The 23,087-nt window shown below is 61.7% G+C and carries 20 protein-coding genes; 15 read left to right on the top strand and 5 right to left on the bottom strand.

What is annotated here, in order from left to right:
• Positions 1 to 85: 85 nt before the first annotated feature.
• Positions 86 to 586: a thiol peroxidase gene (gene tpx / locus ACQKPZ_RS08205; RefSeq protein WP_427536808.1), complete on the bottom strand. Its 501-nt coding sequence runs from the start codon at positions 584 to 586 to the stop codon at positions 86 to 88.
• Positions 587 to 1,124: 538 nt separating this feature from the next.
• Here tpx and ACQKPZ_RS08200 point away from each other — a divergent pair.
• From ACQKPZ_RS08200 to ACQKPZ_RS08190, 3 genes are read left to right on the top strand one after another with little or no spacing between them, the layout of a single operon-like run.
• Positions 1,125 to 2,174 carry a SagB family peptide dehydrogenase gene (locus ACQKPZ_RS08200; RefSeq protein ID WP_427536806.1) on the top strand — a complete coding sequence of 350 codons (1,050 nt, stop codon included), beginning with the start codon at positions 1,125 to 1,127 and terminating at the stop codon, positions 2,172 to 2,174.
• Between the two features lie 13 nt (positions 2,175 to 2,187).
• Positions 2,188 to 3,114, top strand: coding sequence for a diiron oxygenase (locus tag ACQKPZ_RS08195; RefSeq protein ID WP_427536804.1), 927 nt, complete (start codon positions 2,188 to 2,190; stop codon positions 3,112 to 3,114).
• Positions 3,111 to 4,298 carry a Bcr/CflA family efflux MFS transporter gene (locus ACQKPZ_RS08190; RefSeq protein WP_427536802.1) on the top strand — a complete coding sequence of 396 codons (1,188 nt, stop codon included), beginning with the start codon at positions 3,111 to 3,113 and terminating at the stop codon, positions 4,296 to 4,298. Before ACQKPZ_RS08195 ends, ACQKPZ_RS08190 begins: the two co-directional genes overlap by 4 nt.
• Positions 4,299 to 4,371: 73 nt before the next feature.
• Here the strand turns inward: ACQKPZ_RS08190 and ACQKPZ_RS08185 are convergent, their stop codons facing one another.
• The 3 genes from ACQKPZ_RS08185 to ACQKPZ_RS08175 all read right to left on the bottom strand — a co-directional run bounded on the left by ACQKPZ_RS08185 (position 4,372) and on the right by ACQKPZ_RS08175 (position 8,370).
• On the bottom strand, positions 4,372 to 5,652 hold the full coding sequence (locus ACQKPZ_RS08185) for a serine/threonine transporter (protein ID WP_427536800.1): 1,281 nt from the start codon (positions 5,650 to 5,652) through the stop codon (positions 4,372 to 4,374).
• Between the two features lie 207 nt (positions 5,653 to 5,859).
• Positions 5,860 to 7,056 carry an aromatic amino acid transaminase gene (locus ACQKPZ_RS08180; RefSeq protein WP_427536798.1) on the bottom strand — a complete coding sequence of 399 codons (1,197 nt, stop codon included), beginning with the start codon at positions 7,054 to 7,056 and terminating at the stop codon, positions 5,860 to 5,862.
• Between the two features lie 288 nt (positions 7,057 to 7,344).
• On the bottom strand, positions 7,345 to 8,370 hold the full coding sequence (locus ACQKPZ_RS08175) for an Ldh family oxidoreductase (RefSeq protein WP_427536796.1): 1,026 nt from the start codon (positions 8,368 to 8,370) through the stop codon (positions 7,345 to 7,347).
• Between the two features lie 144 nt (positions 8,371 to 8,514).
• Between ACQKPZ_RS08175 and ACQKPZ_RS08170 the strand changes: the two genes are divergently transcribed.
• The 11 genes from ACQKPZ_RS08170 (at position 8,515) to ACQKPZ_RS08120 (ending at position 21,292) form a co-directional block, all read left to right on the top strand.
• Complete coding sequence (locus ACQKPZ_RS08170) at positions 8,515 to 9,387, top strand: MurR/RpiR family transcriptional regulator (protein WP_391134009.1); 873 nt, start codon at positions 8,515 to 8,517, stop codon at positions 9,385 to 9,387.
• Between the two features lie 22 nt (positions 9,388 to 9,409).
• Complete coding sequence (locus tag ACQKPZ_RS08165) at positions 9,410 to 10,162, top strand: transporter substrate-binding domain-containing protein (RefSeq protein WP_391134012.1); 753 nt, start codon at positions 9,410 to 9,412, stop codon at positions 10,160 to 10,162.
• A gap of 171 nt (positions 10,163 to 10,333) precedes the next feature.
• Positions 10,334 to 11,053: an ABC transporter permease gene (locus tag ACQKPZ_RS08160; RefSeq protein WP_391134015.1), complete on the top strand. Its 720-nt coding sequence runs from the start codon at positions 10,334 to 10,336 to the stop codon at positions 11,051 to 11,053.
• A complete protein-coding gene (locus ACQKPZ_RS08155; protein ID WP_427536794.1) occupies positions 11,050 to 11,760 on the top strand; it encodes an ABC transporter permease in 711 nt (236 codons plus the stop codon). The genes ACQKPZ_RS08160 and ACQKPZ_RS08155 overlap by 4 nt, the downstream gene beginning before the upstream one ends.
• Before the next feature lie 16 nt (positions 11,761 to 11,776).
• Entirely contained in the window at positions 11,777 to 13,021 is a 1,245-nt protein-coding gene (locus ACQKPZ_RS08150) for an FAD-dependent oxidoreductase (RefSeq protein WP_427536792.1), read from the top strand.
• A gap of 22 nt (positions 13,022 to 13,043) precedes the next feature.
• The gene (locus tag ACQKPZ_RS08145) at positions 13,044 to 13,826 is read left to right on the top strand and encodes an amino acid ABC transporter ATP-binding protein (RefSeq protein WP_403197103.1); all 783 of its coding nucleotides are present in this window, start codon (positions 13,044 to 13,046) and stop codon (positions 13,824 to 13,826) included.
• Positions 13,827 to 14,298: 472 nt separating this feature from the next.
• Positions 14,299 to 15,108, top strand: coding sequence for a gamma-glutamyl-gamma-aminobutyrate hydrolase family protein (locus ACQKPZ_RS08140; protein WP_403197100.1), 810 nt, complete (start codon positions 14,299 to 14,301; stop codon positions 15,106 to 15,108).
• A gap of 433 nt (positions 15,109 to 15,541) precedes the next feature.
• The gene (gene kdgD / locus ACQKPZ_RS08135) at positions 15,542 to 16,453 is read left to right on the top strand and encodes a 5-dehydro-4-deoxyglucarate dehydratase (RefSeq protein ID WP_427536790.1); all 912 of its coding nucleotides are present in this window, start codon (positions 15,542 to 15,544) and stop codon (positions 16,451 to 16,453) included.
• Positions 16,454 to 16,558: 105 nt separating this feature from the next.
• Entirely contained in the window at positions 16,559 to 17,923 is a 1,365-nt protein-coding gene (locus ACQKPZ_RS08130) for an MFS transporter (RefSeq protein ID WP_427536788.1), read from the top strand.
• Positions 17,924 to 18,001: 78 nt separating this feature from the next.
• Positions 18,002 to 19,555 (top strand): galactarate dehydratase, encoded by a 1,554-nt coding sequence (gene garD / locus ACQKPZ_RS08125; protein WP_427536786.1) that lies wholly within the window; start codon positions 18,002 to 18,004, stop codon positions 19,553 to 19,555.
• Positions 19,556 to 19,711: 156 nt separating this feature from the next.
• On the top strand, positions 19,712 to 21,292 hold the full coding sequence (locus ACQKPZ_RS08120) for an aldehyde dehydrogenase (NADP(+)) (protein ID WP_427536784.1): 1,581 nt from the start codon (positions 19,712 to 19,714) through the stop codon (positions 21,290 to 21,292).
• Between the two features lie 172 nt (positions 21,293 to 21,464).
• On the opposite strand, the gene ACQKPZ_RS08115 is transcribed toward ACQKPZ_RS08120, so the two are convergent.
• Positions 21,465 to 22,214 carry a FadR/GntR family transcriptional regulator gene (locus tag ACQKPZ_RS08115; protein WP_391134040.1) on the bottom strand — a complete coding sequence of 250 codons (750 nt, stop codon included), beginning with the start codon at positions 22,212 to 22,214 and terminating at the stop codon, positions 21,465 to 21,467.
• 198 nt (positions 22,215 to 22,412) lie between these two features.
• On the opposite strand from ACQKPZ_RS08115, the gene ACQKPZ_RS08110 reads away from it, so the two are divergent.
• Positions 22,413 to 23,063 carry a DUF998 domain-containing protein gene (locus tag ACQKPZ_RS08110; RefSeq protein WP_427536782.1) on the top strand — a complete coding sequence of 217 codons (651 nt, stop codon included), beginning with the start codon at positions 22,413 to 22,415 and terminating at the stop codon, positions 23,061 to 23,063.
• The last annotated feature ends 24 nt before the right edge of the window (positions 23,064 to 23,087 follow it).

The raw sequence follows: 23,087 nt of genomic DNA, 5'->3' as shown, positions 1-23,087 counted from the left end.
TTCGAAATCTGTGCCGTACCTGTGGGAGCGGGTTCACCCGCGAAGGGGCCGACACAGGACTCCGCCGCCCTGCCCTACGCAATCCTTACTTCAGTACTGCCAGCGCCGCCTCGTAGTTCGGCTCGTCAGCGATTTCGCCAACCAGCTCGCTGTGCAGCACATTGTCGTTCTCGTCCAGCACCACAACAGCGCGGGCAGCCAGGCCGGCCAGCGGGCCGTCGGCGATGGCTACGCCGTAGTTTTCAAGGAACTCGCGGCCACGCAGGGTCGACAGGTTTTTCACGTTCTCCAGGCCTTCGGCACCGCAGAAGCGCGCTTGGGCGAACGGCAGGTCGGCGGAGATGCACAGCACGACAGTGTTGGCGACATCGTTGGCCTGGGCATTGAACTTGCGCACGGAGGTAGCGCAGGTTGGGGTGTCGACGCTCGGGAAGATGTTCAGCACCTTGCGCTTGCCGGCGAAGTCTTTCAGCGACTTGTCAGCCAGGCCTTCACCGACCAGGGAGAAAGCCGGAGCCTGGGCGCCGGCCTGTGGCAGGTTGCCGTTAACCTGAACCGGGCCACCTTTGAGAGTCACTTGAGCCATGACGAAATCCTTATGCTGGGTTTGAAAAGGACACTGAGTTAAGCATGAAGCCGGCCGGGTGCCTATGGGTGCAGGTGAAATTGTTCTAAATACCAGACTATTTTTGTGGACAAAATGCCTAAACCCGCGGTCACGACCAGTTGCCGAGCCTCAGGCCGACCGCCCACTACGAGTCTGTTACGAAGTTTTTTAGATTGACATGAACTGCACAATGCTACTTTCAAAGCGGCTACATGGCTTGCACTAGAGGCCTTACGGTCAAGTTGGACTGCGCCCTGATAAATATCGAGGTAAAAAATCCTACAACTTCATCGGAAATTTCGGCGCCCCGTTAATCTTGTACATCTTCAAAGAGCCGCTACCATCAGGTGTGTCGCAATAACGCGGCGCTTATATGGAGATTCAAATATGAAACCTATCAAGATGGAATCTACAAAACTGGCCAATCTGGCACTTCTGGTCAAAAAGGGCCAGTAAGCCTTAGCCAATGAATACTAAAGCGCAGTGCCGGCCTGCGCTTTAGTCAAGGGAGAAGACAATGGTAAGTAGAGACTGCTTCTTTTTCGTCATGGGTGACGCCCTCATCTGCTGGGACTTCAAGAATCACAAGCAGTACCAACTGTCAGCCGAGCACGCAAAGAGACTGGTATCGATTGTTTATGATCGCACTTGCAACGATTCGAATGATACCCTACTCAAGGATTTGAAACACTGCAAGGTTGTCGTGGACGCGACCAGGGATGAAAGCACTTGGGGGTGGGATATTCTTTCTCGAATCTTTCATCTTGGAACAAAAGATGTAGCGCTAGAAAACCAGCCGAATAACGCGCATGAGTGGGCTACTCAGTACCTTGAACATTGCACCGACGTATTGTCTGAAACAACTCCTACCGAGACCCTTGGGCCAAATGGGCATGGCATTCAACTGCCGACCTCGAACACCACTGACGAATTCGATAGAATTCTAAGGCAACGCGCAACTGTAAGAACCTTCCATCACTCACCGATTCCAATGGAAGAGCTAGGGCGGATCTTGCAGCAAACGCTAGGCTTTGTTGACGGTCGAACACTATCTAGTGCAGAAGGAGGAGTTGAGCAGTTCGCCAAGCGCCGCAGCAGTCCATCAGCGGGTGGACTAAATGCTACAGAAGGCTATGTATATGTAGCCAATGTCGAAGGCGTAGAGCCCGGAGTCTACCTCTACGACCCTCATATGCATCAATTGCACTGGCGCAATCAGTTGGCGCCAAGATTGGGTGATCTGCTCTCCGGACAGCACTTTGCGAACGATATACCAGCAGGACTATTCCTCACTTCCAGATTCGACAAGTTGTGGTGGAAATATGAGCACTCACGTGCATATCGGATGGCGCTGGTAGAGGTTGGCCACGTGGCCCAGACGTTTCAACTGGCTGCTACTGCCAGCGGCATGAACACATGGCTAACTGGCGCATTGAATGAGTGCTCAATCGAGGCTCTATTAGAGCTCGAAAACGCTAGTGAACAGGTCCTTTTCTTTGTCGGCTGCGGCTACAGTGACGGCTCCGCGATTCCCGACTGCCTAAAATCGCTCTTGAAAAACAACTGATGCGAACTTACATATGAATGAGGCAACCTACCGCAGCATCACCTTGTTTCGGAACTGGGACTCATCCAGTGCCGTGCGCTCGCGACCTTACGCATATCAATTCACACAGGAGGATTTTGCTCAGACCGAACCCAGTTTATGGTTTCCTGCCGCGCTTAGCTCAGCCCTGACTCATGACTCGGTAAAATCGCTTCCCAAGAAAGAGCTATTGCTCGTACACGCGCATCATCTAGTGCACTTCATGGACTATACGACAACCCTGGAAATGGCTCACGTCAATGAGGCCGTGCGTTGCATTGTGGCTGGCAACTTGAACAAATACTTTGAAAACGAAGAGCATCATGTTGCTCTTAAACTCTATGCTGACGAGGCGTATCACGCGCTGTTTTCAAAGGATATCGCAGATCAGGTGGCGAAGCATTTCAACTTGATGCGCACCAAGTCTACCCGCATAGAGGGGTTGGATTTTATCTTGGAACAAAGCCCGCCAGACCTGAAGTGCTTAACCCGCTTCTGTATCGGCTTCGCCTCGGAAACGTTGATCACCCGCGAGTTGCTCAAGTTGTCTACCGGCGCGCTTGTTGCTCCAGTCACGAATATGCTACGGGATCACTTATACGATGAAGGTCGTCATGCAATCTTCTTTTCCGAGTGCTTCTCGCAGCTGTGGCGACAAATTTCCAAGATCGAAAGAGACTATGTCGCCAAAATACTGCCTAAGGTACTCGCTGCCTTCTGCCAACCCGACCTGCCCTTCTTACGAATGGTTTTCAAAACTCGGCCAGCCCTCGGAGACGAAGTTTCGGCTTTTGCACTGGCGAACCAGGCGGTACGAATGATGGAAATTTGCAAGCCGACGCTTCTGGCAATTCAGCGCACTGATTTACTGGATGACGAAAGCTATTTCGTGCATTTCCAATCGGCGGGGCTAGTAGCATGAACCGCCCGCCGGATTCGCTCCGACGCCATCTGTGCTCGACGCTGCTGATTTTGTTGTGTCTGTTAGGTGTATTTCCGCTGGATGTGATCCTCCCATCATTCCCTGCGCTCTCAGATGAGTTTCGGGTTGACCCAAAACAGATAGCCTATTCAGTAAGCTTTTTTGCTGTGGGTGTCGCCCTGGCGCAAATAGTGATCGGTCCACTGTCGGATGGCATCGGGCGCAAGCGTTTGCTGCTCGCCGGGCTGGGAGTGTCCATTGCAGGCGCGCTCGGTTGTATAATTTCAACCAACTATGAAACGTTCATGGCGTTTCGTTTAGTGCAGGCCCTGGGCTGCGGCAGCCTCGTCCTGGGCCAGGCACTTGTGCAGGACCTCTACAGGGGTAAACAGCGCAATGCGATGCGAATCCTGTTAACCAGCGCAAGTGGGCTGTTCATCTCCCTGTCACCGCTAGCAGGTGCCCTTCTCCAGCAATACTTTGGCTGGGAGGCAAGCTTTACAATATTCGCGATCATCGCTGCGATCGTTTCACTTTTATCGTATGTGCTGCTTCATGACACACCTGCCCTGCGCCACCGGGCGCCAGGCATGTCCAGTTATCGGGTGATGCTGCGAGACTCGACCTATCTCGCGCATTCCCTGCAGTCCAGCCTCGCCTTTGCCTGCCATTTTTCATTCATAGTCATAGCGCCATTGCTGCTGATGGGCAGGCTGGAGCTGACGACCTATCAATTCTCCATTATTTTTATCGGCTATGGGTTGGCATATATCGCCGGCGGAGTAGCTGCGACCTACATGAACCATCGGGTAAGCCCGCAGGTTCAAATAAAAGCGGGCTTCGTGCTTATAAGTGCAGCAGGCATCACCCTTTTGATTTGGGAGCGGGTGGCAGGGTTATCTGTGGTGGGTGTACTGCTACCGATGATTGTCTGTACCACCGGGACAACCCTGGTGCGCCCAGCTGCAACGACCCAAGCCTTGTCGCGGTATTCGCATCAGGCAGGGGCCGCAGCATCGCTCAACACGACGTTGCTGTTCGCTGGTGCTGGTTTGACCAGCAGTGTGGTCGCAGGCTTCGAAAGTATGCTTCCGACAGGCTTGGGACTGCTGTTCGTGGCGGCCAGCCTCTGTGGATGGTGGCTGCTGGCATACAGCAAGGACGATGAAATGCAACGCTGTTGAAACCTTGGCCAGGCTTAAAAGAATGCCCGGGTGGCGATTGCCGACCCGGGCACTCTTTATTGCAAGCGGCAAATCAGCTCAGCAAGCCGTACACCACCGAGGTCAGCGCAACCAGGCCAACCACTACCACGAACACGTTGGACGCCGCACCGCTGTACTTGCGCATCGACGGTACACGACGAATGGCATACATCGGCATCAGGAACAGCAGTACCGCGAGAATCGGGCCGCCGAGCGACTCGATCATGCCGAGGATGCTCGGGTTGAGGGTAGCAACGATCCAGCACACCACCAGCATCAGCGCAGCAACCATGCGGTCCAGGGCCTTGGCACCCGGGCGCGCGCCGGTCTTGGTGATGATGCCCTTCAGGCCTTCGCTGGCGCCGATGTAGTGGCCCAGGAACGACTTGGCGATGGCCACGAAGGCGATCAGCGGTGCCGCGAATGCGATGGTCGGGTTGCTGAAGTGGTTGGCCAGGTACGACAGGATCGACAGGTTCTGTGCCTTGGCTTCGGCCAGTTGGGCGCTGCTGAGGGTGAGCACGCAGCTGAACACGAAGAACAGCACCATCACCACCATCAGCAGGTGGGCACGGCGCAGGATCTGGCCGCTGCGCTCATCGGCGTGCTCGCCGTAGCGGCGCTTCTGGTCCACCGCAAAGGCCGAGATGATCGGCGAGTGGTTGAACGAGAACACCATCACCGGGATGGCCAGCCACAGGGTGTGCAGGAAGGCCGAAGCCGGCGGCACCTGGGTGGCGCTGTCGAGGATGCCACCGGTCCAGTGCGGCACCAGGTACAGGCCCAGCAATGCCAGGGCGACGATGAACGGGTACACCAGCAGGCTCATGACCTTGACCGTGGCCTGTTCACCGCAGCGCACGATGGCCAGCAGCCCGAGGATCAGCACGAACGACAGGATGGCCCGTGGCGGTGGCTCCATGTGCAACTGGTGCTCCATGAAACTGGAGACCGTGTTGGTCAGCGCCACGCTGTAGATAAGCAGGATGGGGAAGATCGCGAAGAAGTACAGCACGGTGATCGCGGTACCGGCGGAGCTGCCGAAGTGCTCCTTGACCACCTCGGTGATGTCGCCATCGTTGCGCCCGGAAAGCACGAAACGGGTCAGCCCGCGGTGCGCAAAGTACGTCATCGGGAAGGCCAGGATGGCCAGGATCAGCAGCGGCCAGAAACCACCAAGGCCGGCGTTGATCGGCAGGAACAGGGTTCCGGCGCCGATGGCTGTGCCAAACAGGCCCAGCATCCAGGTAGTGTCGTGACGCGCCCAGCTGCCAAGGGTGGCGGGGGTCGATTCTGCAAAGCGTTGTTCAACGCTTGGGGCCTGCTCATTCATTCCGGGTGAAGCTCCACTCGCAAGACTGCAACAGGCTGAGAATGGCGAAATAGACGTTTCGCCCAACTCAACCGGGGAAGAGGGGCGCGATTGTGCACGGAAAGGTTGCACTTGCGAAGCCCTTTTCCGAGGAGCGGTTGCACTTGTCTTTACAAGCGGGTTGGAGGGGCAGGCACTGTAAGGGGCCGCGAAGGCCCCTTGCAGGTGTTACTTCTGAACAGCAGCGAACGCTTCGGCAACCTGCTGCAGGTTGGCTGGGCGCAAGCCGGACATGCACACCCGGCCGCTGTCGATAAGGTAGACACCGAACTCGTCACGCAGGCGGCGCACTTGCTCGACGCTGAAGCCGGTGTAGCTGAACATGCCACGCTGGCGCAGGAAGAACTGGAAGTCCTGGCCTGGCAGCAGCACCGCCAGGGCATCGACCAGCGCCTGGCGCATGTCGAGGATACGCTTGCGCATCACTTCGACCTCTTCGGCCCACTGGGCATTGAGGCCGGCATCGCCGAGCACGCCTGCAACCAGCTGGGCGCCGAAGGCTGGCGGGCTGGAGTAGTTGCGACGTACGGTGGCCTTGAGCTGGCCAAGTACGCTCTGGGCAGTGGCGTCGTCATCACACACCACCGACAGGCCGCCGACCCGCTCGCCGTACAGCGAGAAGATTTTCGAGAACGAGTTGCTGACCAGGCACGGCACGCCGGCACGGGCCATTTCGCGGATGGCGTAGGCGTCTTCCACCAGGCCTTCGGCAAAGCCCTGGTAGGCGATGTCGAGGAACGGGATCAGCTGGCGCGCCTTGACCACTTCGACCACCTGTTGCCACTGGTGTTGTTCCAGGTCGGCGCCGGTGGGGTTGTGGCAGCAGGGGTGCAGCAGTACCACGCTGTTGGCTGGCAGGCTTTGCAGGGTGGCCAGCATGCCGTCGAAGTCCACGCCACGGGTGGCCTGGTCGAAGTACGGATAGGTGTGCACCTTGAACCCGGCACCTTCGAAGATGGCGCGGTGGTTGTCCCAGGTCGGGTTGCTGACCCAGACTTCGGACTGCGGGAAATAGCGCTTGAGGAAGTCGGCACCGACTTTCAGGGCACCGGAGCCACCCACGGTCTGCACCGTGGCCACGCGGCCGCCGGTCACGGCGGGGTGATCGGCACCGAACAGCAGCGCCTGGATGGCCTGGCGGTAGCTGGCCAGGCCTTCCATCGGCAGGTAAAGGGAGGCTTCGTGGTCTTGGCCGGCGATGCGTTTTTCCACCGCATCCACAGCCGCCAGTTGCGGCACTACGCCAGCCTCATCGTAGTACAGGCCGATACTCAGGTTGACCTTGTCGGCGCGCGGGTCGGCCTTGAAGGTTTCCATCAGCGAGAGGATCGGGTCGCCGGCATAGGCATCGACATGTTTGAACACAGCGTGCAGCTCCTTGGATCAGGACAGTTCGAAAAGGCAGACCTGAGCATACCCGGAGTGCGGGCTCAGGAACATCCACCATTGTGCAAGGTTGTCTATGCAACATTGCATGGCCAGGTTATCTGTCGCTCGCACGGCCCTGTAGGAGCGGCCTTGTGTCGCGAAAGGGCTGCGCAGCAGCCCCGGCAATATGTGCACCTGCGCTGAAACCCTGGGGCCGCTTTGCGGCCCATCGCGACACAAGGCCGCTCCTACACAGACCGCACAGCCCCCTACAGCGCGCGGCAGTCAGCCAAGCAAGTCTTTCAGGCCCTGCAATTCCTGCTCAGTCACCGCCACCCCCTCCTCCTCGGCCACCTCACGCTCGCGATAACGCCGCTCACCCGGCATGCGCGTCAGCCCCACCGCCTGCATCTGTTCCACCAACTCGCGGCTGCGCAGGGCAAACCGCTCGCCCTCGGCCTTGTGCGGGTCGATGACGATGATCAGCTGCCCCGTCCATGGGGTTTTCGCCCCCGGGTGCCCGGACCAGTCGAACTCCCAGGAGAAATTACCGCCGGTCAGCGCCGCCGCCAGCAGCTCGACCATCATCGACAGCGCCGAGCCCTTGTGCCCGCCAAACGGCAACAAGGCGCCGCCCTCCAGGATCGCCAGCGGGTCGGTGGTCGGCTCGCCATTGGCATTCACCCCCATGCCTTCCGGCAGTTGCTGGCCGGCACGCGCGGCAATCTGTACATCGCCGTGCGCCATGGCGCTGGTAGCCATGTCGAAGACGATCGGGTCGTGTTCGGCGCAAGGCGCAGCAAACGCAATGGGGTTGGTGCCGAACAGTGGCTTGCGGGCGCCATGCGGCACCACGCAGGTCATGCTGTTGACCACGCTCAGGGCCACCAGGCCCTCTTCGGCAAACGGTTCAACATCTGGCCACAGTGCCGCGAAGTGGTGCGAGTTGTGGATAGCCAGCACGGCAATGCCGGCATTGCGCGCCTTGGCCACCAACAGCTCGCGGGCTGCAGCCAGCGCCGGCTGGGCGAAGCCGCCAGCGGCATCGACACTGACATAGCCGGCAGCCACATCACTGACCTTTGGCGTGGCCTGGCCATCGACCCAGCCACTGGCCAGGGTCGACACATACCCAGGCATGCGGAACACCCCATGGCTGTGCGCGCCGTCACGCTGGGCACTGGCGCAGTTGTGAGCCAGCACCCCGGCCACGCGTTCGCTGCAGCCATGGCGCTGGAACACAGCCTGCAACAGGCCCTGCAGTTCGGTAAAAGGCACACGCACAACGGTGCTGGTGGAAGGTGCGGACATCTGAAGCTCCTTGTTGGTATTGGAATGGCTACAGCGTTGCAACGACAAAAACTTTCCTGCATGTGACAGCAATCTGTCAAATGTTGACTTGATGACAGAAAACATTCATTTTCTCCCCCAAGCCTTACCCCCTGGAGCCACAGCATGAGCCAACCGATCAAGCAACGCCTGGAAAACAGCCTCGAAGGGGCCGCTGCTTCGGGCCGCAAGATCGCTACCTACATGCTTGCCAACCTGCACGAACTGCCGTTTCAGACCTCGGCCAGCATCGCGGCCAAGCTGGGTGTCAGCGAATCCAGCGTCGGGCGCTTTTGCCGTTCATTGGGTTATGCCCACCTCAAGGCATTAAAACAAGACCTGCAAAACGATCTGGGCGATGGCCCGTGGCTGGTGGGCGACCGCCTGCAAGATTACCGCCAGAACCAGGACGCCAGTGACAACGCCGGCAGCCTGGAGCTGGAAATCGCCGCGTTGATGCGCGTGCACGAGTACCGCCAAAGCCCCACCTGGCACAGCGTGGCGCAACGCCTGGCGAGCAAGCCACGGGTGTTTGTTGCCGGTTTCCAGACCGAGCGCGGCGTCGCCATGTGCATGAGCCACTTGCTGCAATACCTGCGCGATGGTGTGCAGCTGGTGGATATCAGCGCCGGGCACTTTGGCGACGTGCTGCTGGGCCGCGCCGAAGACAGTGCCCTGGTGGTGTTCGAAGCGCGCCGTTATTCCCGCCACGCCCTGTTGCTGTGCCAGAAGGCACGCGAGGCAGGCATTGCGGTCACCCTGGTGACCGACACCTTCTGTGACTGGGCCGATGCCAACGCCGATGAGGTGTTCCGCATCCCCACCGAGTTCAACCTGTTCTGGGAATCCACCTCGACGATGCTGTCGTGGGTACACCTGATGGTCAACGAGGTCTGCAAGAAACTCGGGCCTGATGTTGAAAAACGCTTGGAAGCGACTGCCGCTCTACATAACGAGTTCGTCGGCTACACCTCGTGGTCGACGGGCAAACAACAATAGCAAGAGTGCAATGAGGTGCGAGATGAACAAGACCATGGCCTTGGTGGGTGCGTGCGCCCTGCTGCTGACGGGTGCCGCCAGTGCCGAAACCCTGCGCTTCGCCACCGAGGGCGCCTACCCGCCCTTCAACTATGTCGACGCCAATAATCAGTTGCACGGTTTCGACATCGACATCACCCATGCCCTGTGCGAGCAGATGAAAGTCGAGTGCACACTGGTGGCCCAGGACTGGGAAGGCATCATCCCCGCCCTGATGGCGCGCAAGTACGACGCCGTTGTCGCTTCGATGATCAATACCGAAGAACGGCGCAAGAAAATCGCCTTCACCGACCACTACTACCGCACCCCGCTGACAGTTGCGGTAGCCAAGGACAGCAAGATCGACAGCGCCCAGACCGACTTTGTCGGCTACACCGTCGGCGCCCAGTCATCGTCCACCCAGGCCATCTACGCCGAAGACGTGTATGGCAAGGCCGGTGCCGATGTGAAGTTGTACCCGACCATGGACGAAGCCAACGCCGACCTGGCTGCCGGGCGCCTGGACGGGGTGATTGCCGACAAGTTCCCGCTGCATGAGTGGATGACCAAGAACGGCGGGGACTGCTGCAAGATCCTCGGCGACGTGGCCGACACCAAGGCCGATGCCGCCATTGCCGTGCGCAAGGACGACGAGGCCCTGCGCCAGCGCCTGAACACCGCGCTACAACAGATCGTGGCCAACGGCACCTACCAGAAGATCGCCAGCAAGTACTTTGCTTTCGATATCTACAACTGATCTTCAGGAAACTGCGCAATCCCTGTAGGAGCGGCCTTGTGTCGCGATCGGGCCGCACAGCGGCCCCGACATTCTGTGCCGCAGCATGAATCATGGGGCCGCCTTGCGGCCCGATCGCGACACAAGGCCGCTCCTACAAAGAGACCGCGTTGCCACGCTTAGGGGTTCGTCATGCTCGATCAATTGTCCTTGCTGTCCTTCGCCAGCGGAGGCTGGGGCCAGGCGCTGCTGGCCGGCGCGCTGGTTACCGTTTCGCTGGCCCTGGCCTGCCTGCCCATCGGCCTGCCGCTGGGCCTGCTGGTCGCCCTGGCGGCACGCTCGCGCAAGCGCCTGCCACGGGCCTGGGCCACCACGTTCTCTACCGTGTTCCGCGGCCTGCCCGAGCTGCTCACACTGCTGATCATCTATTACGGCTGCCAGATCGCCGCACAGAAAATCCTCGCGGCCATGGGCTATGAGGGTGAGTTCCTGATCAACACCTTCCTCGCCGCGATGATCGCCTTCAGCCTGGTGTTCGCCGCGTTCTCCAGCGAGATCTGGCTGGCGGCGTTCAAGACACTGCCCAAGGGCCAACTGGAAGCCTGCTCGGCACTAGGCCTGAGCAAACGTACCGGGTTCTTCAAGGTGCTGCTGCCGCAACTTACCCGCATCGCCCTGCCCGGCTTGTCCAACAACTGGCTGTCGCTGCTCAAGGACACTTCGCTGGTATCGACCATTTCGCTGGTCGACCTGATGCGTCAGACCAACCTGGCCGTCAGCGTGACCAAAGAGCCGATGTTCTTCTATGGCGTCGCTTGCCTGGGTTACCTGCTGTTCGCGGCGCTTTCCGGGCGAGTGTTTGCCTTCATCGAACGGCGCAGCAACCGCCACCTGCAAGGAGCACGCGCATGAGCTTCGATCAACTGCTGGCACTGGTGCTCGACCCGGACCTGCTGGAACGTTACGGCCCGCGCTTTCTCGATGGCCTGCTGGTCACCGCCAAACTGGTGGCGATCTCGTTCAGCCTGGGCGCGGTGCTTGGCTTGTTGCTGGCGCTGGCGCGCCTGTCACGTAGCCTGGTACTGCAACGTATGGCGGCCGGCTACGTGTACTTCTTCCGCGGCTCGCCACTGCTGGCTCAACTGTTCCTGCTTTATTACGGCCTGGGCTCGCTCAAGGGCTTCTGGCAGGACGTAGGCCTGTGGTGGTTCTTCCGCGAGGCGTGGTTCTGCACCTTGTTGGCCTTCACCCTGAACACCGCCGCCTACCAGGCCGAGATCTTCCGCGGCAGCCTGCTGGCTGTCGCCCCCGGCCAGCATGAGGCGGCGCGGGCGCTGAACCTGAAACGCTCGACCACCTTCTTCAAGGTGATCCTGCCGCAATCGCTGCTGGTGGCCATCGGCCCGCTGGGCAACGAACTGATTCTGATGATCAAGGCCAGCGCCATTGCCTCGCTGGTGACCATCTACGACCTGATGGGCGTGACCAAACTGGCCTTCTCGCGCAGTTTCGACTTCCAGATCTACCTGTGGGCCGCTGTGCTCTACCTGGTGATCGTCGAACTGGTGCGGCGCCTGCTGAAACACCTGGAAGGCCGCCTGGGCCGCCACCTGAACTGACCGAAGGATACGTTCCATGCATTGCCAGACCCTTGTCCTCGGCGCCGGCATCGTCGGCGTCAGCACTGCCCTGCACTTGCAGGCCCGCGGGCGCCAGGTCGTCTTGATCGACCGCGACGAACCGGGCAGCGGCACCAGCCACGGCAACGCCGGGCTGATCGAGCGCTCCAGCGTCATCCCCTACGCATTCCCCAGGCAGCTTGGCGCACTGCTACGCTACGGCCTGAACCGCCAGCCCGACGTGCGCTACAACCTGGCGCACCTGCCCAAAGCCGCACCGTGGCTGTGGCGCTACTGGCGCCAGTCGGCCCCGGGGCGCCTGGCCGGGGCCGCCGCAGACATGTTGCCGCTGGTGCAGCGCTGTGTCGAAGAGCACGACGCGCTGATCAAGGCCGGCGGCCTTGAAGGCCTGGTGCAGGCCAAAGGCTGGATCGAAGTGTTCCGCGACTCGGCGCTGTTCGAGCAAGCCAAGGCCGACGCCAAGGGCCTGAGCCGCTATGGCCTGCAATTCGAGATCCTGGAATGCGGCCAGCTGCAGGCCCGCGAGCACCAGCTGGACGCCACCGTGGTGGGCGGCATCCACTGGCTCGACCCCAAGACCGTGAACAACCCCGGCGCCCTCACCCGGGGCTATGCGGCGCTGTTCCTGCAACGTGGTGGGCAGTTCCTGCATGGAGATGCGCGCAGCCTGCGGCAGGCCAATGGCCAATGGCGGATAGACAGCCGTCGCGGCCCGATCACCGCCGACGAGGTGGTCGCCTGCCTCGGCCCGCAGTCAGCCGACCTGTTCAGTGGCCTGGGCTACCAGATTCCGCTGGCGATCAAGCGCGGCTACCACATGCACTACGGCACACGTGACGGCGCTGTGCTTGAGCACTCCATCTGTGACACCCAGGGCGGCTACGTGCTGGCACCGATGGCGCGCGGCGTGCGCCTGACCACCGGCATCGAGTTCGACGCCCCCACTGCGCCTGGCAACCAGATTCAGCTGGGCCGCTGCGAGGCCCTGGCGCGCAAGCTGTTCCCGGCCTTGGGCGAACGGCTGGACGACACGCCGTGGCTGGGCCGCCGCCCGTGCCTGCCCGACATGCGGCCGGTGATCGGCCCTGCGCCGCGCCACCCGGGGCTGTGGTTCAACTTCGGCCACGCCCACCACGGCCTCACCCTGGGCCCGGTCAGCGGCCGGCTGCTGGCCGAGCTGGTCACTGGCGAACGCCCCTTCACCGACCCTGCGCCCTACAGCGCGACCCGTTTCGACTGAACCCACGCGGGAGAAAAACAACATGACCGCATCACTGAGCCTTGCCAGCCTTGCCCCCGAGCCCGACCCACGCCAGGTGCTTATCCGCATCGAAGGCCTGAACAAGCACTACGGCGAATTCCACGTACTGCGCAACATTGACCTGCAGGTGCGTGAGGGCGAACGCATTGTGCTGTGCGGGCCGTCCGGCTCGGGCAAGTCGACGCTGATCCGCTGCATCAACCGCCTGGAAGTGGCCCAGCAGGGCAGCATCCAGGTAGGCGGCATCGACCTGGCCGCCACCACCCGTGAGGCGGCGCAAGTGCGCAGCGACATCGGCATGGTGTTCCAGCACTTCAACCTGTTTCCGCACATGAGCGTGCTCGACAACTGCCTGCTGGCCCCCACCAGCGTGCGCGGGCTGTCGCGCAAGGACGCCGAAGAGCGGGCGCGCATGTACCTGAGCAAGGTCGGTATCGAAAGCCAGGCGCACAAGTACCCCAGCCAATTGTCCGGCGGCCAGCAGCAGCGGGTGGCAATTGCACGCGCGCTGTGCATGAAGCCGCGGATCATGCTGTTTGACGAACCTACCTCGGCCCTGGACCCGGAAATGGTCGCCGAGGTGCTGGATGTGCTGGTGCAGCTGGCCGGCACGGGCATGACCATGCTGTGTGTCACCCATGAAATGGGTTTCGCCCGGCAGGTAGCCGAGCGGGTGCTGTTCCTTGAGGGCGGGCAGATCATTGAAGACAGCCCGCCACAGGTGTTCTTCAACCAGCCGCGCACCGAACGGGCCAAGGCGTTTCTGGCGCAGATACTGCACTGAGCCAACATCGATCAGGGCTTTCCCGCTCCCCTGTAGGAGCGGCCTTGTGTCGCGATGGGCTGCGCAGCAGCCCCAAGATCTCGGAACATGCACAAATCGCCGGGGCTGCTGCGCAGCCCATCGCGACACAAGGCCGCTCCTACAGGGACCGCGCTTGCCTGAAGCTTCTTGTTTATTGCACCGCTGCAAAGACCCAACTGCGTCGTTAAATATTATTGACCAGCACCCCCGCCAAACCCACGCCGCCACAGGCCCGCATCGGTTTAGGCCCCCAAAAACCGGCGTATTCCCCGCGTTGAAGCCCTCTTCAGTCGTTTGACATATCGAACGGCTCTGGCAAGCTATCTACATGCCCCGACCGGAATCGTCGCCTCTGACGAGCCGGCAGTGCTCGGAGCTACAGGCTGCACCCAGGGCCCCGCGCCGTGCACCTGCACAACAACGACAGGCCGAACCTGTCCCAAGGTGACATATGTCCAACAGCAACATTGGCAACAAGCAACCTTCCCTGCGCAAACCCGTCGTCCTGATGACCATGGGCAGCCAAGAGCGCAAAGGCCATGACTATCAGGTCATGACCCACAAATACATCACCCCGCTGGTCGAGTTCTCCGATTGCGTCCCGGTACTGGTGCCCACCTGCTGCGGCACTGAAGACCTCGAGACCTACCTGGACATGGCCGACGGCGTGTACCTGACCGGTGCCGGCAGCAACATCGACCCGGCCCTGTACGGCCAGGAAAACCAGACCCCAGGCAAAGGCCAGGACCAGAACCGCGATTTGTTCGACATCCCGCTGGTCAAGGCGGCGATCAAGCGTGGTCTGCCAATTTTCGGCATCTGCCGTGGCATGCAAGAAATCAACGTGGCCTTGGGCGGCGACATTTACCAAAAGGTTTACGCCGAGCCTGGCTTCAATGATCACCGGGAAAACCCGGAAGACCCGGTTGAAGTACAGTACGCTCAGGTGCATGGGGTGAAGATCAAGCCGGGCAGCTGGCTGCAAGACACCCTGGGTACCGACGAGATTCGCGTGAACTCGCTGCATGGCCAAGGGCTGCACAAGCTCGGCGCCGGTATCGAAGCCATCGCCCACGCCGAAGATGGCCTGGTCGAAGCCATTCACGCCCCGAGCATTTCGCCGTTTCTGTTCGCCGTGCAGTGGCACCCTGAGTGGCAAGCCGCGAAGAACCCTGATTCGATCAAGATTTTCCAGGCGTTCGGCGATGCTTGCCGCGCCCAGGTACGCAAGGCGCAGATCAAGCGCCAGCAAGCTGCCTGACCTTCAGTTTCCTCTGCTTTGATCGCGGGGCGGCGCAAGGCCGCCCCCGTTTCCCCGGTCACCCTCTGCTGGTCCCAGAACACTTCCCGTGGAATCGGGCGGCGGCCTTGTGCCTGTCTCCGCGATCATTTTTTCCCTCCTCCGCCAAGAGATACGATGACTGATTGCAGGTAGTCTGCTAGCGGTATCTTTTCGTTCCATACATTTCGCCTGTACCGGCCTCTTCGCGGGCGCGCCCGCTCCCACAGGTATCTCCAAGACCCCTGTGGGAGCGGGTTCACCCGCGAAGAGGCCAGTACAGGCGATAACCCCCTCCTTCCTGTCTCCCATAAAAAATCTCGAGAAAGGGCTAGTCATCTCGCTAGTTGTACGATAACTTATCTCTAACGCAGAACAACACCCTTCACCCAAGCGCCACAGGATGCCTACAACAATGACTCCACAAGAACTGAAATCCATCCTCTCCCACGGCCTGCTGTCTTTCCCGGTCACCGACTTCAACGCCCAGGGCGATTTCAACCAGGCTGGCTACATCAAACGCCTGGAATGGCTGGCCCCGTATGGCGCCAGCGCCTTGTTCGCTGCCGGCGGCACCGGTGAGTTCTTCTCCCTGGCCGCCAGCGAATACAGCCAGGTGATCAAGACCGCCGTCGACACCTGCGCTACTTCGGTACCTATCCTCGCCGGCGTGGGTGGTTCTACCCGCCAGGCCATCGAGTACGCGCAAGAAGCCGAACGCCTGGGTGCCAAGGGCCTGCTGCTGCTGCCTCACTACCTGACCGAAGCCAGCCAGGACGGCGTTGCCGCCCACGTTGAAGCGGTGTGCAAATCGGTAAAAATCGGCGTGGTGGTGTACAACCGTAACGTCTGCCGCCTGAATGCCGACCTGCTGGAAAAACTGGCCGAGCGCTGCCCGAACCTGATCGGCTACAAAGACGGCCTGGGTGACATCGAACTGATGGTCTCGATCCGTCGCCGCCTGGGCGACCGCTTCAGCTACCTGGGTGGCCTGCCAACCGCCGAAGTGTATGCTGCTGCCTACAAGGCCCTGGGCGTGCCGGTGTACTCCTCCGCAGTGTTCAACTTCGTGCCGAAGACCGCCATGGACTTCTACAACGCCATCGCCCGTGACGACCACGCCGCCGTGGCCAAGCTGATCGACGATTTCTTCCTGCCGTACCTGGACATCCGCAACCGCAAGGCCGGCTACGCCGTGAGCATCGTCAAGGCTGGCGCCAAGATCGCCGGTTACGACGCAGGCCCGGTCCGCACGCCGCTGACCGACCTGACGCCCGAAGAATACGAAATGCTCGCAGCCCTGATGGACAAGATGGGTCCGCAATAAGCGTACCCCTGCGGCCTGCCCTTGCCGCCCCCGGAGTGGGAAGCCCCCACTCCGGTTACAATTCGTGAGCCCCGCACAAAAATAACTAGTGGGAGTATTACCAGCATGCAAGCGACTAAGAAGACGCATGTGCGCTACCTGATCCTGTTCATGCTGTTCCTGGTGACCACGATCAACTATGCCGACCGCGCTACCATTGCAATCGCAGGTTCCAGCCTGCAGAAAGACCTCGGCATTGACGCCGTTACCCTCGGTTATATCTTCTCTGCCTTCGGATGGGCTTACGTGGCTGGCCAGATACCTGGTGGCTGGCTGCTCGATCGTTTCGGCTCCAAGAACGTCTACGCCTTCAGCATCTTCACCTGGTCGCTGTTCACCCTGCTGCAGGGCTTTGTCGGTGGCCTGCCGGTGGCCTGGGCCGTCGTGACCCTGTTCACCCTGCGCTTTCTGGTTGGCTTCGCCGAAGCCCCGTCGTTCCCAGGTAACGCACGCATCGTCGCCGCCTGGTTCCCGACCCAGGAACGCGGCACAGCCTCGGCCATCTTCAACTCGGCGCAGTACTTCGCCACTGCACTGTTCGCCCCGATCATGGGCTGGATCGTGTTCAGCTTCGGCTGGGAGCACGTATTCGTGGTCATGGGTGCACTGGGCATCGTGTTCTCCATGATATGGCTGAAGACCATCCACAACCCGCGCCAACACCCACGCATCAGCCAAAGCGAGCTCGAACACATCGAGCAGAACGGCGGCCTGGTGGACATGGACCAGAAGCGCGGCAACGACGGCCCGAAATGGGGCTACATCAAGCAACTGCTGACCAGCCGCATGCTGCTGGGCGTGTACCTGGGCCAGTACTGCATCAACGCCATCACCTACTTCTTCCTCACCTGGTTCCCGGTGTACCTGGTGCAGGAACGCGGCATGACCATCCTCAAGGCGGGCTTCATCGCCTCGCTGCCAGCGGTCTGCGGCTTCATTGGCGGTGTGCTGGGTGGGGTAATCTCGGACTGGCTGCTGCGCCGGGGCAACTCGCTGACCTTCTCGCGCAAACTGCCGATCGTGTGTGGCCTGCTGCTGTCCACCACCATGGTGTTCTGCAACTACGTCGACGCCGAGTGGATGGTGGTTGGCTTCATGACCCTGGCGTTCTTCGGCAAGGGCATTGGCGCACTGGGCTGGGCAGTGGTCGCAGACACCTCGCCCAAACAGATCGCCGGGCTGTCCGGTGGCCTGTTCAACACCTTTGGCAACATCGCCTCGATCACCACCCCCATCGTGATCGGCTACATCATCAGTGCCACCGGTTCGTTCAAGTGGGCGCTGGTGTACGTGGGTGCCAACGCCTTGGTGGCAGTGTTCAGCTACCTGGTGATTGTCGGCCCGATCAAACGTATCGAGTTGCGTGACGATGCCCCAAAGCCACAGCCTGAGCCCGCCGCCAACGGAGAACTGGCCAGCTCGCGCCACTGAGTGAACACGCCCGCGCCGGGCTACCCGGTGCGGGCGGATGTACAAAAAGCCTGAGAACCTGACAAGTAGGGCCCCAACATGCAGTTGATCGAACATTCCGACTCGCCCCGCTACGTCCGCCTGCACGACGACGATAACGTCGTGGTGGTCGTCAACGACGGCGGCCTGGGCGAAGGCGCCCGTTTCGCCGACGGCCTGACCTTGGTCGAAGGTGTGCCGCAAAGCCACAAGGTGGCCACCGTCGCCATCGCCAAGGGTGAACCTGTGCGCCGTTACGGGCAAATCATCGGCTATGCGCTGGAAGACCTGCGCCAAGGCAGCTGGGTGCAGGAAAGCCAACTGGCCATGCCGAGCGCCCCGGAACTGGACAGCCTGCCGCGCTGCGACGCTGTCCCGCAGCCCTTGCCGCCGCTGGAAGGCTTCACATTCGAAGGCTACCGCAACGCTGACGGCACCGTCGGTACACGCAACATCCTTGGCATCACCACGACCGTGCAATGCGTGACCGGCGTGCTGGAGCACGCGGTAAAGCGTATCCGCAGCGAACTGCTGCCCAAATACCCCAACGTCGATGACGTGGTGGCCATCACCCACAGCTACGGCTGCGGCGTGGCGATCAACGCACGCGATGCCTACATCCCGATCCGCACCGTGCGCAACCTGGCCCGCAACCCCAACCTGGGCGGCGAGGCACTGGTCATCAGCCTGGGCTGCGAAAAGCTGCAGGCCGGCCAGGTGATGCACGACAACGACCCTTCGGTGGACCTCAGCGACCCGTGGCTGTACCGCCTGCAGGACGCCAGCCTGGGCTTTGTGGAAATGATCGGGCAGATCATGGAACTGGCCGAAACCCGCTTGAAGAAGCTCGACCAGCGCCGCCGCGAAACAGTGCCAGCCAGTGAACTGATACTCGGCATGCAGTGTGGCGGTAGCGACGCCTTCTCGGGCATTACTGCCAACCCGGCACTGGGCTATGCCTCCGACCTGCTGGTGCGCGCTGGCGCCACCGTGCTGTTCTCGGAAGTAACCGAGGTGCGCGATGCCATCTACATGCTGACCTCACGCGCCGAAAACCAGGAGGTCGCCGGTGCACTGATACGGGAAATGGACTGGTACGACCGCTACCTCGAGCAAGGCGCCGCCGACCGCAGTGCCAACACCACGCCGGGCAACAAGAAAGGTGGCCTGTCCAATATCGTCGAGAAGTCGCTGGGTTCGATCGTGAAGTCCGGCAGCGGCGCCATTCAAGGCGTACTTGGCCCGGGCGAGCGGGTTACGCGCAAGGGCCTGATGTTCTGCGCCACCCCGGCCAGCGACTTCGTCTGCGGCACCCTGCAACTGGCCGCTGGCATGAACCTGCATGTGTTCACTACCGGCCGTGGCACCCCGTATGGCCTGGCCATGGCGCCAGTGGTCAAGGTGTGCACCCGCAGCGAACTGGCGCAACGTTGGCCCGACCTGATCGACATCGACGCCGGGCGTATCGCCACAGGCCGTTCGACTATCGAAGAACTGGGCTGGGAGCTGTTCCATTACTACCTGGACGTGGCCAGCGGCCGCAAGCAGACCTGGGCCGAGCAGCACCGTTTGCACAACGACATCACCCTGTTCAACCCGGCACCGATTACCTGATGCCAAGGCCTTGCCCGATTCAACGTTGCCACGCGGTCATTGTGGGAGCGGGCATGCCCGCGAACACCGGCGAAGCCGGTGCCCTGCACCGAGTCGGCTGCTTCGCGGGCGCGCCCGCTCCCACACAGATTTCCTCTCAACCTACAGGAGCACCCCATGCCTGAAATCCTCGGCCACAACTTCATCGCCGGCCAGCGCAGCGCCGCTGGCGCCCAGCGCCTGCAGAGCCTGGACGCCAGCACTGGCGAAGCCCTGCCTTACAGCTTTGCCCAGGCCACCGAAAGCGAAGTGGACCAGGCCGCCAAGGCCGCAGCCGCAGCCTTCGCCGAATTCCGCCTACTCGCCCCGGCCCGCCGCGCCGAGTTCCTCGATGCCATCGCCGCCGAACTGGATGAACTGGACGACGCCTTCGTCGCCATCGTCTGCCGCGAAACCGCCCTGCCGGCGGCCCGCATCCAGGGCGAGCGCGGCCGCACCAGTGGCCAGATGCGCCTGTTCGCCCAGGTGCTTCGCCGTGGTGATTACCTGGGTGCCCGCATCGACCTGGCCTTGCCGGAGCGCCAGCCGCTGCCACGCGTAGACCTGCGCCAGATGCGCATCGGCGTCGGCCCGGTTGCCGTGTTCGGCGCCAGCAACTTCCCGCTGGCCTTCTCCACCGCCGGGGGTGATACCGCCGCCGCCCTGGCTGCCGGGTGCCCGGTGGTATTCAAGGCCCACAGCGGCCACATGGCCACCGCCGACCTGGTCGGTTGCGCGATCGTGCGCGCTGCCGAGCGTACCGGCATGCCCAAGGGCGTATTCAACATGGTATTCGGTGGCGGCGTGGGTGAGTGGCTGGTCAAGCACCCGGCCATTCAGGCCGTCGGCTTTACCGGTTCGCTCAAAGGCGGCGACGCCCTGTGCCGCATGGCCGCGCAACGCCCGCAGCCGATCCCGGTGTTTGCCGAGATGTCCAGCATCAACCCGGTCATCATCCTGCCGGGTGCCCTGGCCAAGCGTGGCGAGGCCATCGCCCGCGAACTGGCCGGCTCCGTGTGCATGGGCGCAGGCCAGTTCTGCACCAACCCGGGCATGGTCATCGGCTTGCAATCGCCACAGCTCAGCCAACTGCTGGCCGACCTCGGCCAACACCTGGACGCTCAGGCTGGCCAGACCATGCTCAACGCCGGCGGCCTGCGCAGCTACATCGGCGGCCTGGAGCACCTGCACGCCCACGCCGGTATCCAGCACTTGGCCGGCCAGGCTCAGCAAGGCAGCCAGGCCCGCGCCCAGCTGTTCAAGGCCGACGCCAGCCTGCTGGTAAATGCCGACCCGCTGCTGCAGGAAGAAGTGTTCGGCCCCACCACCGTGGCCGTCGAAGTGCAGGATAACGAGCAACTGCGCACTGCCCTGCTCGGCCTGCGTGGTCAGCTGACCGCCACGCTGATCGGCGAAGCGGAAGACTTCGAGGCCTATGCCTGGCTGGTACCGCTGCTGGAAGAGAAAGTCGGTCGCATCCTGATCAATGGTTACCCGACCGGCGTCGAAGTGTGCGACGCCATGGTCCATGGCGGCCCTTACCCGGCCACTTCCGACGCCCGCGGCACCTCGGTCGGCACCTTGGCCATCGACCGCTTCCTGCGCCCGGTGTGCTACCAGAACTACCCGCAGGCATTGCTGCCTGAGGCGCTGCGTGACGGTAACCCGCTGGGGCTGCGCCGCCTGGTGAACGGGCAGTGGAGTGACGGGGCGATCTGACCGATTGCCTGAAACAGGAAAGCCCCGCGCATGGCGGGGCTTTTCTTTATGGCTGTACCGGCCTCTTCGCGGGCAAGCCCGCTCCCACAGAGATCGCACCAGTGTTGAATTTTTCGCAGTACCTGTGGGAGCGGGCTTGCCCGCGAAGAGGCCGGTGCTGCTTGCGAAGGCCTCAGGCCCCCTGCGCCTCAGCCTCTTGATGAGCCTGACGCAGGCGCTCACGGCTATTGCTCAGGTGCATGCGCATGGCCATCTTTGCCCCTTCGCTGTCACGCCGGGCAATGGCTTCATAAATCGCCTCGTGCTCATGCATCAACCGGCTCATGTAATGTGCCTGGTCATCATGGGCCAGGCGCGCCGAATTCAGCCGGGTACGCGGGATGATGCTGGTGCCCAGGTGGTTGATGATATCGGCGAAGTAATGGTTGCCACTGGCCTGGGCAATACGCAGGTGGAACTGGAAATCCGCCGACACCGCATCATTGGCATGCGCCGCCCCTTCGTTGAGTTCGTCCAGCGCGGCACGCATGCCTGCCAGCTCTTCATCGCTACGCCGCTGCGCGGCCAGGCCTGCGGATTCGATCTCCAGGGCAATGCGCAATTCCAGCACCGCCAGCACTTCACGCAGGGTAACCACGGTGGCCGGGTCGATACGGAAACCGCCCGAAGCCGGGGCGTCCAGCACGAAGGTGCCGATGCCGTGGCGAGTCTCGACCTGCCCGGCGGCCTGCAGCCGCGAGATCGCCTCACGCACCACGGTGCGGCTGACGCCCTCCTCGGCCATGATCTGCGATTCGGTGGGCAGCTTGTCGCCGCGCTTGAGTTGGCCGCTGCGAATGCGTTCGGTCAGCACTGTGACCAGTTCCTGGGCCAGACTACGCGGCTTGCGCCGGGTCCTTGCCTGTACCTGCTGCTCTGTCATTGCCCTGTGTTTCACCTTGAAAGACAGCGCTCATCATAGCGCAAGCGGTTGTACGATCACATACACCCGGTGCGGTATTTATTCCTGCCCGCTGTTGACCAACCCCCTCGAAAAAACGGCACAAGTGCTGGCCCAGAGCCTGCCCTGGCCTGTAATGTGCGCCTTCACGCTCATTCATCCATGGAAGGAAAACGCAGCATGAAACGTCTCGACCGCTTGTTGCTCGCCTGCGGGTGGCTGATACCGCTCTGGTTGCTGGCAGGTGTGTGGCTCACCGCCCAGGCCTACCCCGGCTACGACCACCTGCAACAGGCCATGAGCCAGCTTGGCGCCATAGGCTCGCCCACCCACAGCTGGTCGCCCCTGCTCAACAACTTCCCCCTGGCCGGCTTGTTCGCACTGTTTGCCTGGGGCCTGGCGCGGCGCTGGCGTGGCTCGAAACTGGCCTTGCTGAGTGCGGGCCTGGTGTTGCTGCATGGTGTCGGCAGCCTGGGTACCGGCTGGTTCCCTTGCGACCAGGGTTGCGCCCCCGTACAGCCTTCCGCCTCGCAGCAGCTGCATAACCTGTTCGGCCTGCTGATGTTCCTCTCGCTTACCCTGGCCAGCGCACTCTGGGCCTGGCTGGGCAATCGCATTGCCGGGTCGCGCGCCCTCGCGCTTTTCTCCCTGACCTGTGTGGTACTGGCGATCGTAACGGTTGCGCTGATGGGCCAAGCCGTGCAAAGCGGCCAGCTGTTCGGCCTGTATCAACGCCTGAACTACGGCGTGTCGGTGATCTGGGTTGCCAGCCTGGCCTGGGCCAGCCTCCGCAGGCCTGCCGTCAGCCCGCTGCGTATGGCAGTGAACTGACGGCAATTTGCTGGCCCCCAGCCG

Source organism: Pseudomonas sp. NPDC089547 (assembly GCF_050280665.1).
In the GTDB taxonomy this organism is placed as follows: Bacteria; Pseudomonadota; Gammaproteobacteria; order Pseudomonadales; family Pseudomonadaceae; genus Aquipseudomonas.
This window is presented reverse-complemented; position numbering and strand designations above follow the sequence as displayed.